General features: G+C 59.7%; 21 protein-coding genes. 11 read left to right on the top strand and 10 right to left on the bottom strand.

Going from position 1 to position 14,828, the window contains the following annotated elements; translation table 11 throughout:
• Window positions 1-9 precede the first annotated feature (9 nt).
• The 3 genes from M0746_RS21315 to M0746_RS21305 are packed head-to-tail and all read left to right on the top strand — an operon-like array spanning window position 10 to window position 1,988.
• Window positions 10-450, top strand: coding sequence for a hypothetical protein (locus tag M0746_RS21315; RefSeq protein ID WP_258450497.1), 441 nt, complete (start codon window positions 10-12; stop codon window positions 448-450).
• A 1-nt stretch (window position 451) separates the two neighbouring features.
• The gene (locus M0746_RS21310) at window positions 452-1,063 is read left to right on the top strand and encodes a superoxide dismutase (protein WP_258450496.1); all 612 of its coding nucleotides are present in this window, start codon (window positions 452-454) and stop codon (window positions 1,061-1,063) included.
• Between the two features lie 31 nt (window positions 1,064-1,094).
• Window positions 1,095-1,988, top strand: coding sequence for a ZIP family metal transporter (locus M0746_RS21305; RefSeq protein ID WP_258450495.1), 894 nt, complete (start codon window positions 1,095-1,097; stop codon window positions 1,986-1,988).
• A 38-nt stretch (window positions 1,989-2,026) separates the two neighbouring features.
• Here the strand turns inward: M0746_RS21305 and M0746_RS21300 are convergent, their stop codons facing one another.
• From M0746_RS21300 to M0746_RS21255, 10 genes are all read right to left on the bottom strand, one after another.
• A complete protein-coding gene (locus M0746_RS21300) occupies window positions 2,027-2,302 on the bottom strand; it encodes an HPr family phosphocarrier protein (protein ID WP_208938732.1) in 276 nt (91 codons plus the stop codon).
• 15 nt (window positions 2,303-2,317) lie between these two features.
• A complete protein-coding gene (rapZ, locus tag M0746_RS21295) occupies window positions 2,318-3,175 on the bottom strand; it encodes an RNase adapter RapZ (protein ID WP_208938731.1) in 858 nt (285 codons plus the stop codon).
• 2 nt (window positions 3,176-3,177) lie between these two features.
• The gene (gene ptsN / locus M0746_RS21290; RefSeq protein ID WP_090281779.1) at window positions 3,178-3,642 is read right to left on the bottom strand and encodes a PTS IIA-like nitrogen regulatory protein PtsN; all 465 of its coding nucleotides are present in this window, start codon (window positions 3,640-3,642) and stop codon (window positions 3,178-3,180) included.
• Window positions 3,643-3,653: 11 nt separating this feature from the next.
• Complete coding sequence (hpf, locus tag M0746_RS21285; RefSeq protein ID WP_007912419.1) at window positions 3,654-3,962, bottom strand: ribosome hibernation-promoting factor, HPF/YfiA family; 309 nt, start codon at window positions 3,960-3,962, stop codon at window positions 3,654-3,656.
• 73 nt (window positions 3,963-4,035) lie between these two features.
• Complete coding sequence (locus M0746_RS21280; RefSeq protein WP_258450494.1) at window positions 4,036-5,529, bottom strand: RNA polymerase factor sigma-54; 1,494 nt, start codon at window positions 5,527-5,529, stop codon at window positions 4,036-4,038.
• A 185-nt stretch (window positions 5,530-5,714) separates the two neighbouring features.
• Window positions 5,715-6,440: an LPS export ABC transporter ATP-binding protein gene (lptB, locus tag M0746_RS21275; RefSeq protein ID WP_008085069.1), complete on the bottom strand. Its 726-nt coding sequence runs from the start codon at window positions 6,438-6,440 to the stop codon at window positions 5,715-5,717.
• Window positions 6,440-6,985 (bottom strand): lipopolysaccharide transport periplasmic protein LptA, encoded by a 546-nt coding sequence (lptA, locus tag M0746_RS21270; protein WP_095119478.1) that lies wholly within the window; start codon window positions 6,983-6,985, stop codon window positions 6,440-6,442. The genes lptB and lptA overlap by 1 nt, the downstream gene beginning before the upstream one ends.
• Window positions 6,972-7,544 carry an LPS export ABC transporter periplasmic protein LptC gene (gene lptC / locus M0746_RS21265; protein WP_258450493.1) on the bottom strand — a complete coding sequence of 191 codons (573 nt, stop codon included), beginning with the start codon at window positions 7,542-7,544 and terminating at the stop codon, window positions 6,972-6,974. Before lptC ends, lptA begins: the two co-directional genes overlap by 14 nt.
• Window positions 7,545-7,552: 8 nt before the next feature.
• A complete protein-coding gene (locus M0746_RS21260; RefSeq protein ID WP_090281784.1) occupies window positions 7,553-8,077 on the bottom strand; it encodes a KdsC family phosphatase in 525 nt (174 codons plus the stop codon).
• Window positions 8,077-9,051, bottom strand: coding sequence for a KpsF/GutQ family sugar-phosphate isomerase (locus M0746_RS21255; protein WP_090281785.1), 975 nt, complete (start codon window positions 9,049-9,051; stop codon window positions 8,077-8,079). Before M0746_RS21255 ends, M0746_RS21260 begins: the two co-directional genes overlap by 1 nt.
• A 275-nt stretch (window positions 9,052-9,326) precedes the next feature.
• On the opposite strand from M0746_RS21255, the gene M0746_RS21250 reads away from it, so the two are divergent.
• The 8 genes from M0746_RS21250 to hisG all read left to right on the top strand — a co-directional run bounded on the left by M0746_RS21250 (window position 9,327) and on the right by hisG (window position 14,775).
• Window positions 9,327-10,136: an ATP-binding cassette domain-containing protein gene (locus M0746_RS21250; RefSeq protein ID WP_090281786.1), complete on the top strand. Its 810-nt coding sequence runs from the start codon at window positions 9,327-9,329 to the stop codon at window positions 10,134-10,136.
• On the top strand, window positions 10,136-10,933 hold the full coding sequence (mlaE, locus tag M0746_RS21245; RefSeq protein WP_208938727.1) for a lipid asymmetry maintenance ABC transporter permease subunit MlaE: 798 nt from the start codon (window positions 10,136-10,138) through the stop codon (window positions 10,931-10,933). Before M0746_RS21250 ends, mlaE begins: the two co-directional genes overlap by 1 nt.
• On the top strand, window positions 10,933-11,400 hold the full coding sequence (gene mlaD / locus M0746_RS21240; RefSeq protein WP_016771673.1) for an outer membrane lipid asymmetry maintenance protein MlaD: 468 nt from the start codon (window positions 10,933-10,935) through the stop codon (window positions 11,398-11,400). The genes mlaE and mlaD overlap by 1 nt, the downstream gene beginning before the upstream one ends.
• An 11-nt stretch (window positions 11,401-11,411) precedes the next feature.
• On the top strand, window positions 11,412-12,065 hold the full coding sequence (locus M0746_RS21235) for an MlaC/ttg2D family ABC transporter substrate-binding protein (RefSeq protein WP_258450492.1): 654 nt from the start codon (window positions 11,412-11,414) through the stop codon (window positions 12,063-12,065).
• Complete coding sequence (locus M0746_RS21230; protein WP_258450491.1) at window positions 12,062-12,367, top strand: STAS domain-containing protein; 306 nt, start codon at window positions 12,062-12,064, stop codon at window positions 12,365-12,367. The genes M0746_RS21235 and M0746_RS21230 overlap by 4 nt, the downstream gene beginning before the upstream one ends.
• Before the next feature lie 116 nt (window positions 12,368-12,483).
• Entirely contained in the window at window positions 12,484-12,723 is a 240-nt protein-coding gene (locus M0746_RS21225) for a BolA family protein (RefSeq protein ID WP_258450490.1), read from the top strand.
• Between the two features lie 22 nt (window positions 12,724-12,745).
• Window positions 12,746-14,011, top strand: a complete 1,266-nt coding sequence (gene murA / locus M0746_RS21220; RefSeq protein WP_007912385.1) for a UDP-N-acetylglucosamine 1-carboxyvinyltransferase — start codon at window positions 12,746-12,748, stop codon at window positions 14,009-14,011.
• A 128-nt stretch (window positions 14,012-14,139) separates the two neighbouring features.
• The gene (gene hisG / locus M0746_RS21215; RefSeq protein ID WP_007967226.1) at window positions 14,140-14,775 is read left to right on the top strand and encodes an ATP phosphoribosyltransferase; all 636 of its coding nucleotides are present in this window, start codon (window positions 14,140-14,142) and stop codon (window positions 14,773-14,775) included.
• The last annotated feature ends 53 nt before the right edge of the window (window positions 14,776-14,828 follow it).

Here is a 14,828-nt window from a genome sequence, read left to right as displayed (position 1 = left end):
AGGTTCACCATGGAGCACTGGAAACGCACGATCGAACGGGCCAATCGCTGCTTCATGCTCGGCGAATTGATCGACGCCCGTGAGGCTTACCTGCAAGCCCTGGCCTTGGCGCAAGTGCTGTTCGAGCGCTGGGCGGACCCCGACGAAGCGGTGGCGGCCTGCGTCATCTCCCACCACAACCTCGCGGATCTGCATCTGCGCCTGAATCAGCCCGAGGAGAGCGCCGAATACCTGTGCGCCATCCATCAGCGGCTGTTGCAGACCATGCAGGACGAGCGGCTGCGCCCGGCCCTGCGGGAAGCAGCATTGCGTCAGAGCAGCGAGACCTACGTCGAGCTGCTGAATTTCATCAGCGAACACGGCGAATACCCGCGCACCCAACGCCTGCTGCACCCGCATACCGGCAATGCCCGCCGCGCGCCTGTTTCACACCACTATGGAGTTCATTGAAATGGCTTTTACCTTGCCTGCCCTGCCTTACGCCTACGATGCCCTGGAACCGCACATCGATGCGCAAACCATGGAAATCCACTACACCAAGCATCACCAGACTTACATCAACAACCTCAACGCTGCCGTAGAAGGTACGGAGTATGCCGAGTGGCCGGTGGAGAAACTGGTCGCCAGCGTGCAGCAACTCCCGGAAGAAATGCGGGCGGCGGTGATCAATCAGGGCGGCGGTCACGCCAACCACTCGCTGTTCTGGGAAGTCATGGTGCCAGGCGGTGGTGGCAAACCGGATGGCGCGCTGGCCAGGGCAATCGATGAGCAACTGGGTGGCCTCGACAGTTTCAAGGAAGCGTTCACCAAAGCCGCGCTGACCCGTTTTGGCAGTGGCTGGGCGTGGCTCAGCGTCACCCCGGAGAAAAAATTGCTCGTTGAGAGCAGCGGCAATCAGGACAGCCCGCTGATGAACGGCAACACGCCGATTCTCGGTCTCGATGTCTGGGAGCACGCCTACTACCTGCGCTACCAGAACCGCCGCCCGGAATACATCAATGCGTTCTACAACGTGATCAATTGGCCTGAAGTCGCGGCGCGCTATCAGGCCGCACTGGTTTAACCCCTCTATAAAAACAAATCCAGGGCTGACTATGGGCACTGAAACACTGGCGACTGGCAGCGGGCGTATGTTTCGTTACGCAGTGGGATCGCTGTTGCTGTTGGCGGGGATGACCTTGCTGGTCGCTCACGGGCTGCAGTGGCTGAATCTGGAACCGCGCCTGTTGCGTGCACTTCAGGGCGGTGCTCTCTGCGCGCTTGGCACGGCGCTCGGCGCGGTGCCGGTGCTGATCATCCGGCGCATGCCGCAGGCGCTCAGCGATACCTTGCTGGGTTTTGGTGCCGGGGTGATGCTGGCGGCGACCGCGTTTTCGCTGATCGTGCCGGGCATCGCGGCGGCCGAGAGTCTCGGTCTGACACCTTGGGGCGCCAGTGGCCTGATCTGCTTCGGCATTCTGCTCGGCGCGTTGGGCCTGTATCTGGTCGATCGCAAGGTTTCTGGCGCTTCCCCGGAAATGCTGGTTGGCACCCTCGAACGTCCGGTGATCCCGCCGCGGATCTGGCTGTTCGTGTTCGCCATCATTGCCCACAACATTCCGGAAGGCATGGCCGTCGGCGTTTCTGCCGGTGGCGGTATGCCGGATGCGGACAGCCTGGCCATGGGCATCGCTTTGCAGGATGTGCCGGAAGGTCTGGTGATTGCGTTGGTATTGGCCGGTGCGGGGATGTCGCGGGTCAAGGCGTTTTTGATCGGTGCTGCGTCTGGTCTGGTCGAACCGGTGTTTGCGCTGTTATGTGCATGGCTGGTCAGTCTGGCGCAGGTGTTGTTGCCATTGGGACTGGCACTGGCGGCTGGGGCGATGTTGCTGGTGGTGACTCACGAAGTAATTCCCGAGTCGCGACGCCATGGCCATGACAAACTCGCGAGCCTTGGTTTGCTGATCGGGTTTTGCCTGATGATGGTGATGGATACGGCGTTGGGTTAAGCGGGGCGGAGGGAGCGAGCGCCCTCATCTGGCAAAGATCAGCCGCCTTCATCGAAATAGTTGTTGATCAGCGCTACCAAGGCGTCCATGGCTTCCTCGGCTTGTTCGCCTTCGGTACTCAAATGGATTTTGGTGCCCTTGCCTGCCGCGAGCATCATCATTGCCATGATGCTTTTGCCATCGACCACTGTCTCGGGGGTGCGGCCTACTCTGATCGTAGTATCCGGAAACTTGCCCGCCACGCCGACAAATTTTGCCGACGCTCGGGCATGCAAACCGAGTTTGTTGATGATTTCGATTTCACGAGCAGGCATCGCGGTGTGGATCCTTTAGGTGAGGTCGCGGTGGCGAACCTGGACGTTTTTCAAGGTTTTCTGCAGCGCCTGACCCAGACGTTCGGTCAGGTAGACGGAGCGGTGATGCCCGCCGGTACAGCCAATGGCGACGGTCACATAGGCGCGGTTGCTCGCAGCAAAGCGCGGCAGCCACTTGTGCAGGTAGGCGTAGATGTCCTGATACATTTCTTCGACGTCCGGCTGTTCCGCCAGGTACTCCGCCACCGGCGCGTCGAGACCAGACTGCTCACGTAATTCCGGCTTCCAATAGGGGTTGGGCAGGCAGCGAACGTCGAAGACCAAATCCGCATCCACCGGCATGCCGCGCTTGAAACCGAACGATTCGACGAGAAACGCCGTGCCCGGCTCAGGCTGGTTCAGCAGGCGCAACTTGAGCGTGTCGCGCAACTGGTACAGGTTGAGGTGGGTGGTGTTGATCTTCAGATCAGCCAGGTCGGCGATCGGGCCGAGCAGGGCGCTTTCATCGTGGATCGCTTCGGCCAGTGAGCGATTGGCGTTGCTCAGTGGATGGCGGCGGCGGGTTTCGGAAAAACGCTTGAGCAGGGTTTCTTCGTCCGCATCCAGGTACAGCACATCACACTGGATGTGCTTGCTGCGCGCGTCTTCGAGCAGTTCCGGAAATCGTGACAGATGACTGGGCAAGTTGCGCGCATCGATCGAAACGGCTACCAGCGGTTGCGCGAGTTCGGTGTGAATCAGCGCACGTTCGGCCAGTTCCGGCAGCAAGCCGGCGGGCAGATTGTCGATGCAGTAGTAGCCGTTGTCCTCAAGGACATTCAGCGCGGTACTCTTGCCCGAGCCTGAGCGGCCACTGACGATGATCAAGCGCATGATTAATGCCCGTTCTGCTCGTCCAGTACGACCTGGTACAAGGCTTCGTTGCTTGGTGCGCTGCGCAGTTTTTCACGCACTTCCTTGCGATCGAGCATGCTGGCGATCTGGCGCAGCAGTTCCAGGTGCGCATCGGTGGCGGCTTCCGGGACCAGCAACACGAACAGCAGGTCGACCGGGGCTCCATCGATGGCGTCGAAATCAATCGGGGCTTCGAGGTGCAGCAGGGCGCTGACTGGCCCTGCGCAGCCCTTAAGGCGGCAGTGGGGGATGGCGATGCCGTTGCCAAAACCGGTGGAACCGAGTTTTTCACGGGCGACCAACGCCTCGAAAACATCCTGCATCGCCAGATCCGGCACTTCGCGGTGGATCAGGTTGGCAATCTGTTCGAGGGCTTTTTTCTTGCTGCCGCCCGGCGCGTTCACTTGGGAGCGGCCGGGGGTCAGGATGGTTTCAAGTCGGATCATGGATGAGGGTGTTAACGACCGGTCGCGCCCTGGAGGAGGCTCTGGGTCTTTTCCTTATGCTTTTTGAGTTGGCGATCCAGCTTGTCGGTGAGTGAGTCGATCGCAGCATACATGTCGGTATCTTCTGCGTTGGCGACCACTTCACTGCCGGGAATATGCAAGGTGGCTTCGATTTTCTGCTTCAGCTTTTCGACACACATCGTGACTTGCACGTTGGTGATCTTGTCGAAATGTCGCTCCAGTCGTTGGAGTTTTTCCTCGATGTAGGAACGCAGAGGTTGGGTCACTTCCAGTTGGTGTCCACTGATGTTGACTTGCATACAGCTTCTCCTTCGTTGCCAGTGCATAAAGCGGCAGGCCGAAAAGCCTGCCACTGGAACGCTGTAACGTGGCTTACATCAACCGCTTGCGTTCGCTCGAAGGCGCGATTCCGAGGGATTCGCGATACTTGGCGACGGTGCGGCGAGCCACCTGAATGCCTTGTGCCTCCAGTAAACCAGCGATCTTGCTGTCACTCAACGGCTTTTTCTGATTTTCCGCAGCAACCAGTTTCTTGATGATCGCGCGGATCGCCGTGGACGAGCATTCGCCGCCCTCGGAGGTACTGACGTGGCTGGAGAAAAAGTATTTCAGCTCATAAATACCGCGCGGGGTATGCATGAATTTTTGTGTGGTCACCCGGGAAATCGTCGATTCGTGCATGCCCACCGCTTCGGCGATGTCATGCAGGACCAGCGGTTTCATGGCTTCGTCGCCATACTCGAGAAAACCGCGTTGATGCTCGACGATCTGCGTAGCGACCTTCATCAGGGTTTCGTTGCGGCTCTGCAAGCTTTTGATGAACCAGCGCGCTTCCTGCAGCTGATTGCGCATGAAGGTGTTGTCGGCGCTGGTGTCGGCGCGTTTTACGAAACCGGCGTACTGCGCGTTGACGCGCAGGCGCGGTACCGATTCCTGGTTCAGCTCGACCAGCCAGCGGTCGTTGTCCTTGCGCACAATAACGTCAGGTATGACGTATTCGGCTTCGGTGGACTCGATCTGCGAGCCTGGCCGCGGATTGAGGCTCTGCACCAGTTCGATGACCTGGCGCAGCTCGTCTTCCTTGAGTTTCATGCGCCGCATCAGTTGGCTGTAATCGCGGCTGCCGAGCAGATCGATGTAGTCGCTGACCAACCGCTTGGCTTCTGCCAGCCAGGGTGTCTTGGCCGACAACTGACGCAGTTGCAGCAGCAGGCATTCGCTGAGATTGCGTGCGCCGATGCCCGCGGGTTCGAACTGCTGGATGCGGTGCAGGACGGCTTCGATCTCGTCCAGTTCGATGTCGAGTTCTGGATCGAAAGCGTCGAGGATTTCTTCGAGGGTTTCGTCCAGATAGCCCTGATTGTTGATGCAATCGATCAGGGTCACCGCGATCAGGCGATCGGTGTCGGACATCGGTGCGAGGTTCAATTGCCACAGCAGGTGGCTTTGCAGGCTTTCGCCGACGGAAGTTCGGGTGGTGAAGTCCCACTCGTCATCGTCGCTGCTCGGCAGGCTGCTGGCGCTGGTCTGGTAAACGTCTTCCCAGGCCGTGTCGACCGGCAGCTCGTTGGGGATGCGCTCGCTCCATTCGCCGTCGTCGAGGTTATCCACCGTCGGCGCGGCCTCCTGGTAAGAGGGCTCCTGAATTTCAGTGTTGGGCTTTTGCTCGACGTTGTCGGCCAGTGGATCGGAGTTGTCGAAGTCCTCGCCTTCTTCCTGGCGTTCGAGCATCGGGTTGGATTCCAGAGCCTCCTGGATTTCCTGTTGCAGATCCAGGGTCGACAATTGGAGCAGGCGGATGGCCTGTTGCAGCTGCGGTGTCATCGTCAGCTGCTGGCCCATTCTCAAGACTAGCGATGGTTTCATGGCAGGGGCTTAACACCTTATTCGCCGGCGCTATGCGCCATCCACTACAGGGCGCCGAGGCGCCAAACTTAAGCAAATTATATGCCTGAAACTGAAGTGTTTGCCTAGAGCGCTGTAACAATTAAACGGTATAAAAAACGGCTTGATCGATACAGCACCCGCGCAGCTCACCCAACGGCTCGCGCTTACAGGCGGAACTCGTGACCCAGATACACTTCCTTGACCAGATCGTTGGCCAGGATAGTCTCGGCGTCACCTTCGGCGATCAGTTGACCGTCGTTGACGATGTAAGCGGTTTCGCAGATATCCAGCGTCTCACGCACGTTGTGGTCGGTGATCAATACACCGATGCCCTTGGCCTTGAGATGATGAATGATTTGCTTGATGTCGCCGACCGAGATCGGGTCGACACCGGCGAACGGCTCGTCGAGCAGGATGAATTTCGGCGCGGTGGCCAGTGCGCGGGCAATTTCCACCCGGCGCCGCTCACCACCCGACAGGCTCATGCCGAGGTTGTCGCGAATGTGGCTGATGTGGAATTCCTGCAGCAGGCTTTCCAGCTCTTTGCGACGGCCGGCCTTGTCGAGTTCCTGACGGGTCTCGAGGATGGCCATGATGTTGTCGGCCACCGACAGTTTGCGGAAGATCGACGCTTCTTGCGGCAGATAGCCGATACCGGCCTTGGCACGGCCGTGCATTGGCTGGTGGCTGACGTCCAGGTCGTCGATCAGTACGCGGCCCTGATCGGCCTGCACCAGGCCGACGATCATGTAGAAGCAGGTGGTCTTGCCGGCACCGTTCGGGCCGAGCAGGCCGACGATCTGGCCGCTGTCGATCGACAGGCTGACGTCCCGCACGACCTGGCGGCTTTTATAGGCCTTGGCCAGGTGCTGAGCTTTCAGAGTTGCCATTACTGGGTTTTCTCGTCGGTTTTCTTCTTCGGCTGGATCACCATGTCGATGCGCGGACGCGCCTCGGTGACCTTGCTGCCGGTAGCGCGACCGGCGCTGGCGAGTTTCTTCACGGTGTCATAGACGATTTTCTCGCCTTGAGTCACGTTGCCGTCCTTGTCGACGACCTTGGCCTTGTCGATCAGCACGACGCGGTTTTGCTGGGCGTGGTACTGGATCGTCACGCCGTAGCCTTGTACTGGTTTGGCGTCGCCCTGGGTTTGCAGCTGCTCGAAGTAAGCCAGGTTGCCCACGGAGGTCACAACGTCGATATCGCCGTTCGGCGCACGAGTCATGGTCACCGTGTTGCCTTTGACGATCATCGAACCCTGAGTGATGATCACATCACCTTTGTAGGTAGCGATGCCGTTCTTGTCGTCCAGTTGGGCGTCGTCGGCCTGAATGCGGATAGGTTGCTGCTGATCGTTCGGCAGAGCCCAGGCGCTCACGCTTCCCAGTGCTGCGCCCAGACTGAGCAAAATAGGGAGGGTTTTAACGAGCCTCATACTGTCCTCTTACGTTCGATTGCAGGTGTATCCTGCTGTCCTTCAGGTACGCTTTCATTCCGACGCCAGTCGACACACCGCCAGCGCCCTCGATTCTAACGGGTTGCGCGGTCTGCGCATATTCCTGCTGCGGGAATACGGTCATGCGAGTGCTGGTGATCAGGGTGTCGCGTTTCTTTTCGTCGGTGCGCTTCACGCGCACCGAGTCGATCAGTTCTACTTCGGTGCCGCCGGAATTCACTTCGCCGCGCTCACTGGTCACGTGCCACGGAAAATCCGTACCGCGATACATGTTCAGATCCGGTTTGGTCACCAGCGTGATGTCGGTGGCCTTGACGTGCTCGGCCTTGTCCGACGTCATCTCGTACTGCACCTTGCCGTCGGGCAGGTACTGGATGGTATGCGTATTGGTTGCATACCAGTCGATCGGATTTTCGGCGGCCGAGACCGGCGGCTTGTCGAGAAAGCGTTCCGGGCTGATGTTCCAGTAGCCGACCGCGGCGAAAATCGCCGCGATGCAGCCGAACAGCAGGAAGTTGCGAAATTTTTTACTGAACATGGCTTGGCTCACAGGTACGCGGCATTGGCCGCATCGAGGCGGCCCTGGGCGCGCAGGATCAATTCGCAGAATTCGCGGGCGGCACCTTCGCCGCCACGGGCGCGGGTCACGCCGTGGGCGTGCTCGCGGACGAAATCGGCGGCGTTGGCGACCGCCATGCCCAGACCGACACGGCGGATCACCGGCAGGTCAGGCAGGTCGTCACCGAGGTAGGCGACCTGTTCATAGCTTAGGCCCAGTTGCTCGAGCAGACCGTCGAGTACCACCAGTTTGTCTTCGCGGCCCTGAAACAGGTGCGGGATGCCGAGGTTTTTCGCCCGGCGCTCAACCACCGGCGTCTTGCGACCGCTGATGATGGCAGTTTCCACGCCGGCGTTCATCAGCATCTTGATGCCCTGACCGTCGAGGGTGTTGAAGGTCTTGAATTCACTGCCGTCTTCCAGGAAGTACAGGCGCCCGTCGGTGAGGACGCCGTCAACATCGAAAACCGCCAGTTTGATTGCCTTGCCGCGTTGCAGCAGTTCGTTGCTCATTACATGACTCCTGCGCGCAGCAGATCGGAGAGGTTGAAGGCGCCTACCGGGCGGTCCTCCTCGTCGACGACGACCAGTGCGTTGATTCGGTGATCTTCCATGATTTTCAGGGCTTCGGCAGCGAGCATTTCCGGGCGCGCGGTCTTGCCGTGTGCGGTCATGACCTGGTCGATGGTGGCGCTGCGAATGTCGATGGCGCGATCCAGGGTGCGGCGCAAGTCGCCGTCAGTAAAGATTCCGGCGAGCTTGCCGTCGGCTTCCAGGATCACGGTCATGCCCAGACCTTTGCGGGTCATTTCCATCAGCGCGTCCTTGAGCAAAGTGCCACGTTGTACCTGCGGCAGCTCCTGGCCGGCGTGCATGACGTTTTCGACTTTCAGCAGCAAGCGGCGACCGAGGGCTCCACCCGGATGGGAAAAGGCGAAGTCTTCGGCGGTGAAGCCGCGGGCTTCCAGCAAGGCCACGGCCAGTGCGTCACCCATGACCAGTGCAGCGGTGGTCGAAGAGGTCGGTGCCAGGTTCAGCGGGCAGGCTTCATGCTCGACGTGCACGTTGAGATTGACCTCGGCGGCCTTCGCCAGTGGCGATTGCGGGTTGCCGGTGACGCTGATCAGCTGGATGCCCAGGCGTTTGATCAGCGGCAGCAGCGTGACGATTTCATTGGTTGAGCCGGAGTTCGAAAGGGCGAGGATCACGTCATCGCGGGTGATCATGCCCATGTCGCCGTGACTGGCTTCAGCCGGGTGCACAAAAAATGCCGGGGTGCCGGTGCTGGCCAGGGTCGCGGCGATCTTGTTGCCGACGTGCCCGGACTTGCCCATGCCGACCACGACCACACGGCCCTTACTGGCCAGAATCATCTCGCAAGCGCGTACGAAATCGGCGTCGATATGGGGTAGCAAGCCTTGTACGGCTTCCATTTCGAGGCGGATGGTGCGTTGTGCCGATTGAATCAGGTCGCTGGATTGGCTCATGTCAGAAATCGTATAGCCCGATGAAAAGGCGGCGATTATAGCGGTTATGTGGCAAAGCCTCACGCAAGTTCGTCGTGCTTTGTCATTCCCCGTTACCAAAAGCCGGGAAAAGCCGCTGCAGACCTGTCATATCGCCGAATACAGGCTGGCACAAGCCTTGGGCGCGTGGCCTTTGCAGTGATATAGTTCGCCGCCAGTTCGGCCTGCCCGGGATGTATGTACTTTTTAACCAAAGACAGGCGTCCGAGTGAGAGGCTGCATCGCAAGGAGTTTAGATGAGTGCCGATAACGCCTACGCGGTCGAGCTGAAGGGAGTCTCCTTCAAGCGCGGTGCGCGCAGCATTTTCAATAACGTCGATATTCGCATCCCGCGCGGCAAGGTCACCGGCATCATGGGGCCTTCCGGGTGTGGCAAGACCACGCTGTTGCGGTTGATGGGCGCGCAGTTGCGTCCGGCCAGTGGCGAAGTCTGGGTCAACGGCCAGAACCTGCCGACGCTGTCGCGCAGCGATCTGTTCGATGCGCGAAAGCACATGGGCGTGCTGTTTCAGAGCGGCGCGCTGTTCACCGATCTCGATGTCTTCGAGAACGTGGCTTTCCCTCTGCGCGTGCATACCGAGTTGCCGGAAGAAATGATCCGCGACATTGTCCTGCTGAAATTGCAGGCGGTGGGGCTGCGCGGTGCCATCGAGCTGATGCCGGACGAGCTGTCGGGCGGCATGAAGCGCCGTGTGGCGCTGGCGCGGGCGATTGCGCTCGATCCGCAGATTCTCATGTACGACGAACCGTTCGTCGGTCAGGACCCGATCGCCATGGGCGTGCTGGTCCGCCTGATCCGCCTGCTCAACGATGCGCTGGGGATCACCAGTATCGTGGTCTCCCACGATCTGGCCGAGACTGCGAGCATTGCCGACTACCTTTATATAGTCGGTGACGGCCAGGTGCTGGGGCAGGGAACTCCGGACGAGTTGATGAACTCGGACGAGCCACGCATCCGCCAGTTCATGACCGGCGATCCCGATGGCCCGGTGCCGTACCATTTTCCAGCGACGGACTACCGCGCAGATCTTCTGGGGAAGCGCTGATGCGCAGAATTTCATTATTAGAGCGCGTGCGCCGATTCGGCGAGACGGCCATCGACGCCGTTGCGGTATTCGGCCGCGCGACGTTGTTCCTGTTTCACGCCCTGTTGGGGCGCGGCGGTATCAGCGGTGGTTTCAGTCTGCTGGTCAAGCAACTGCATTCAGTCGGCGTCATGTCGCTGGTGATCATCGTCGTTTCGGGGATTTTCATCGGTATGGTCCTGGCGTTGCAGGGCTTCAGCATTCTGTCGAGCTACGGCTCGGAGCAGGCGGTCGGGCAAATGGTCGCCCTGACCTTGTTGCGTGAACTGGGGCCGGTGGTGACCGCGCTGTTGTTCGCCGGGCGTGCCGGTTCGGCACTGACCGCCGAGATCGGTAACATGAAATCCACCGAGCAGCTGTCGAGCCTGGAAATGATCGGCGTCGATCCGCTCAAGTACATCATCGCCCCGCGTCTGTGGGCCGGTTTCATTTCCCTGCCGGTGCTGGCGATGATTTTCAGCGTGGTGGGTATCTGGGGCGGTTCGTGGGTGGCGGTCGACTGGCTTGGTGTGTATGAAGGCTCGTATTGGGCGAACATGCAGAACAGCGTGACCTTCACCAGTGATGTGCTCAACGGCATCATCAAAAGTATCGTTTTCGCCTTCGTCGTCACCTGGATCGCCGTATTCCAAGGCTATGACTGTGAGCCCACTTCCGAAGGGATCAGTCGTGCCACCACCAAGACCGTAGTGTTTGCCTCGCTGGCAGTGCTCGGCCTGGACTTTATTCTGACCGCTTTGATGTTTGGAGATTTCTGATGCAAAACCGCACCCTGGAAATCGGTGTCGGCCTGTTCCTGCTGGCAGGGATCCTGGCTTTGCTGCTGCTCGCCTTGCGGGTCAGTGGCCTGTCTCCGACTTCGTCCACCGATACCTATAAACTTTATGCGTATTTCGACAATATCGCCGGTTTGACGGTCAGAGCCAAAGTGACCATGGCCGGTGTGACCATCGGCAAGGTCACGGCCATCGATCTGGATCGCGACAGCTTCACCGGTCGGGTCACGCTGCAAGTGGACAAGAAGGTCGACAACCTGCCTGTTGACTCCACAGCGTCTATCCTCACCGCGGGTCTGCTGGGCGAGAAGTACATCGGCATCAGTGTCGGCGGCGAAGACACCCAATTGAAAGACGGTGGAACCATCCACGACACGCAGTCGTCACTGGTACTGGAAGACCTGATCGGTAAATTCCTGCTCAATACCGTTAGCAAAGACGCCAAATGAGGAGCTTTTGAATGATCTCTACCTTGCGACGTGGCCTGTTGGTGTTGCTCGCGGCCCTGCCGTTGATGGCTAACGCAGCACCTGGGCAATCGGCACACGATCTGATTCAGGACACCACCAACCGGATGCTGGCCGACTTGCAGGCCAACAAGGAAAAGTACAAGCAGGATCCGCAGGATTTCTATACGGCGCTGAACAACATTGTCGGCCCGGTGGTGGATGCCGAGGGCATTTCCAAAAGCATCATGACCGTCAAGTATTCGCGCAAGGCTACGCCTGAGCAAATGACGCGCTTTCAGGAGAATTTCAAGCGCGGCCTGTTCCAGTTCTACGGTAACGCGTTGCTTGAGTACAACAACCAGGGCATCACCGTTGACCCGGCCAAAGACGAATCGGGCGATCGCACCAGCGTCAACATGACCGTCAAGGGCAGCAATGGCGCGATCTATCCGGTGCAGTACACGCTTGAAAAAATCGGCGGCGAGTGGAAACTGCGCAACGTGATCATCAACGGCATCAACATCGGCAAGCTGTTCCGTGATCAGTTCGCTGATGCGATGCAGCGCAATGGCAACGATCTGGACAAGACCATCGATGGCTGGGCCGGTGAAGTGGCCAAGGCCAAGCAGGAAACCGACAAAGCTGCTGCGAAGCCAGCGCAATGAGTGAGGCGGCCGTGCGTATGAGTGATGTCGACGAGCTTCTGCTCAGTGGCGTGCTGGACTATCGCACCGGGCCGGACCTGAGAAAGGAAGGCCAGGCGCTGATCAAGTCGAGCAAGGCGAACTCGCTGGTCATCGATTGCTCGGCGGTGAAGAAGTCCAGCAGCGTCGGCCTGTCGTTGCTGCTGTGCTTCATGCGCGATGCACAGGCAGCCGGCAAGGCGGTCAGCATTCGCGCCATGCCGGAAGACATGCGCGAAATTGCCGAGGTCAGCGAGCTGACCGAGCTGTTCGCGCCACACTGATCCCGCATCTGCAACAAAAGCCCCCCGTCAGAGTCCTGCATTGCGGGGTTCGCAGGCGCGGGGCTTTTTTGTATGATGTCCGACCCGTGCGCACAGGGCGCCGATTGAGGTTGAGCATGCAGGCCGTAGAAGTGAAAAACTTCCTTGAAGGGAAGCTGCCAGGAATTCAGGTAGAAGTTGAAGGCGAAGGCTGCAACTTCCAGCTGAACGTGATTAGCGATGAACTGGCGGCGTTGAGCCCGGTCAAGCGTCAGCAGCAGGTCTATGCCCATTTGAACCCATGGATCGCTGATGGCAGCATCCACGCGGTCACCATGAAATTTTTCAGCCGCGCGGCCTGGGCCGAGCGCACCTGAGCCCTAGGGCGTCGAGATACTAATGGATAAATTGATTATTACCGGTGGCGCGCGTCTTGATGGCGAGATCCGCATTTCCGGCGCGAAGAACTCCGCTCTGCCAATCCTGGCGGCCACGCTGCTGTGCGATGGCCCGGTGACCGTTGGCAACCTGCCGCACCTGCACGACATCACCACCATGATTGAGCTGTTCGGTCGCATGGGCATTGAGCCGGTGATCGACGAGAAACTCAGCGTCGAAATCGACCCGCGCACCATCAAGACCCTGATCGCGCCGTACGAACTGGTGAAAACCATGCGTGCGTCGATCCTGGTACTGGGCCCGATGGTTGCCCGTTTCGGTGAAGCCGAAGTGGCACTGCCTGGCGGTTGCGCCATCGGTTCGCGTCCGGTTGACCTGCACATCCGTGGCCTCGAAGCCATGGGCGCAGTCATCGACGTCGAAGGCGGCTACATCAAGGCCAAGGCGCCTGAAGGCGGCCTGCGTGGCGCGCACTTCTTCTTCGATACCGTCAGCGTGACCGGTACCGAGAACATCATGATGGCCGCTGCTCTGGCCAAGGGCCGCAGCGTGTTGCAGAACGCCGCCCGTGAACCTGAAGTGGTCGACCTGGCGAACTTCCTCAACGCCATGGGCGCCAAGGTTTCCGGCGCCGGTACCGACACCATCACCATCGATGGCGTCGAGCGTCTGGGTTCGGCTTTCTACAAGGTCATGCCTGACCGTATCGAAACCGGCACCTACCTGGTTGCCGCCGCCGTGACCGGTGGTCGCGTCAAGGTCAAGGACACCGATCCGACCATCCTCGAAGCCGTTCTGGAAAAACTCCGTGAAGCCGGCGCAGAAATCACCTGCGGTGAAGACTGGATCGAGCTGAACATGCACGGCAAGCGTCCGAAAGCGGTCAACGTGCGTACCGCGCCGTACCCGGCGTTCCCGACCGACATGCAGGCGCAGTTCATCTCGCTCAACGCCATTGCCGAAGGCACCGGTGCGGTGATCGAGACGATCTTCGAAAACCGTTTCATGCACGTGTACGAACTGCACCGCATGGGCGCGAAAATCCAGGTCGAGGGCAACACCGCCATCGTCACCGGTACTGAAGTGCTCAAGGGCGCGCCAGTCATGGCCACCGACCTGCGTGCTTCGGCCAGTCTGGTGATCTCGGCGCTGGTCGCCGAAGGCGATACGCTGATCGACCGCATCTACCACATCGACCGTGGTTACGAGTGCATCGAAGAAAAACTGCAGATGCTGGGCGCCAAGATCCGTCGCGTTCCGGGCTGATTGCTGCATCGGGACACACGGACGTGTCCACTGAATTCGTTTCGAGTCGAGGGTGTGCGCACCCTCGATGTGTGTTCGGCGCCGATTGCGACCGGGCATGAGTACCTTGATAAGGACTGACGTTTCCCATGTTGACCATCGCACTGTCCAAGGGCCGCATCCTTGACGACACTCTGCCGCTTCTCGCTGAAGCGGGCATCGTGCCGACCGAGAATCCGGACAAGAGCCGCAAGCTGATCATCCCCACGACCCAGGACGATGTGCGTCTGCTGATCGTGCGGGCCACCGACGTGCCGACCTATGTCGAGCATGGCGCGGCCGACCTCGGCGTGGCCGGTAAAGACGTGTTGATGGAATATACCGGTCAGGGCCTTTACGAGCCGCTGGATCTGCAGATTGCCCAGTGCAAACTGATGACCGCCGGCAAGATCGGCGCTGCCGAGCCCAAGGGCCGTCTGCGCGTGGCGACCAAGTTCGTCAACGTTGCCAAGCGTTATTACGCCGAGCAGGGCCGTCAGGTCGACATCATCAAGCTGTACGGCTCGATGGAGCTGGCGCCGCTGATCGGTCTGGCCGACAAGATCATCGACGTGGTCGACACCGGCAACACCTTGCGCGCCAATGGCCTGGAACCCCAGGAACTGATCGCCACGATCAGCTCGCGTCTGGTGGTCAACAAGGCTTCGATGAAAATGCAGCACGCCCGAATCCAGGCGTTGATCGATACCCTGCGCAACGCAGTGGAATCGCGACACCGCGGCTGATCTACCAGCGCGGCCCGAGGCCGCGCCGTCTATCCGCCTCATAGCCAGAATTC

The sequence above is a fragment of the Pseudomonas sp. S11P7 genome (assembly GCF_023195435.1).
GTDB lineage: Bacteria > Pseudomonadota > Gammaproteobacteria > Pseudomonadales > Pseudomonadaceae > Aquipseudomonas > Aquipseudomonas fluorescens_G.
This window is presented reverse-complemented; position numbering and strand designations above follow the sequence as displayed.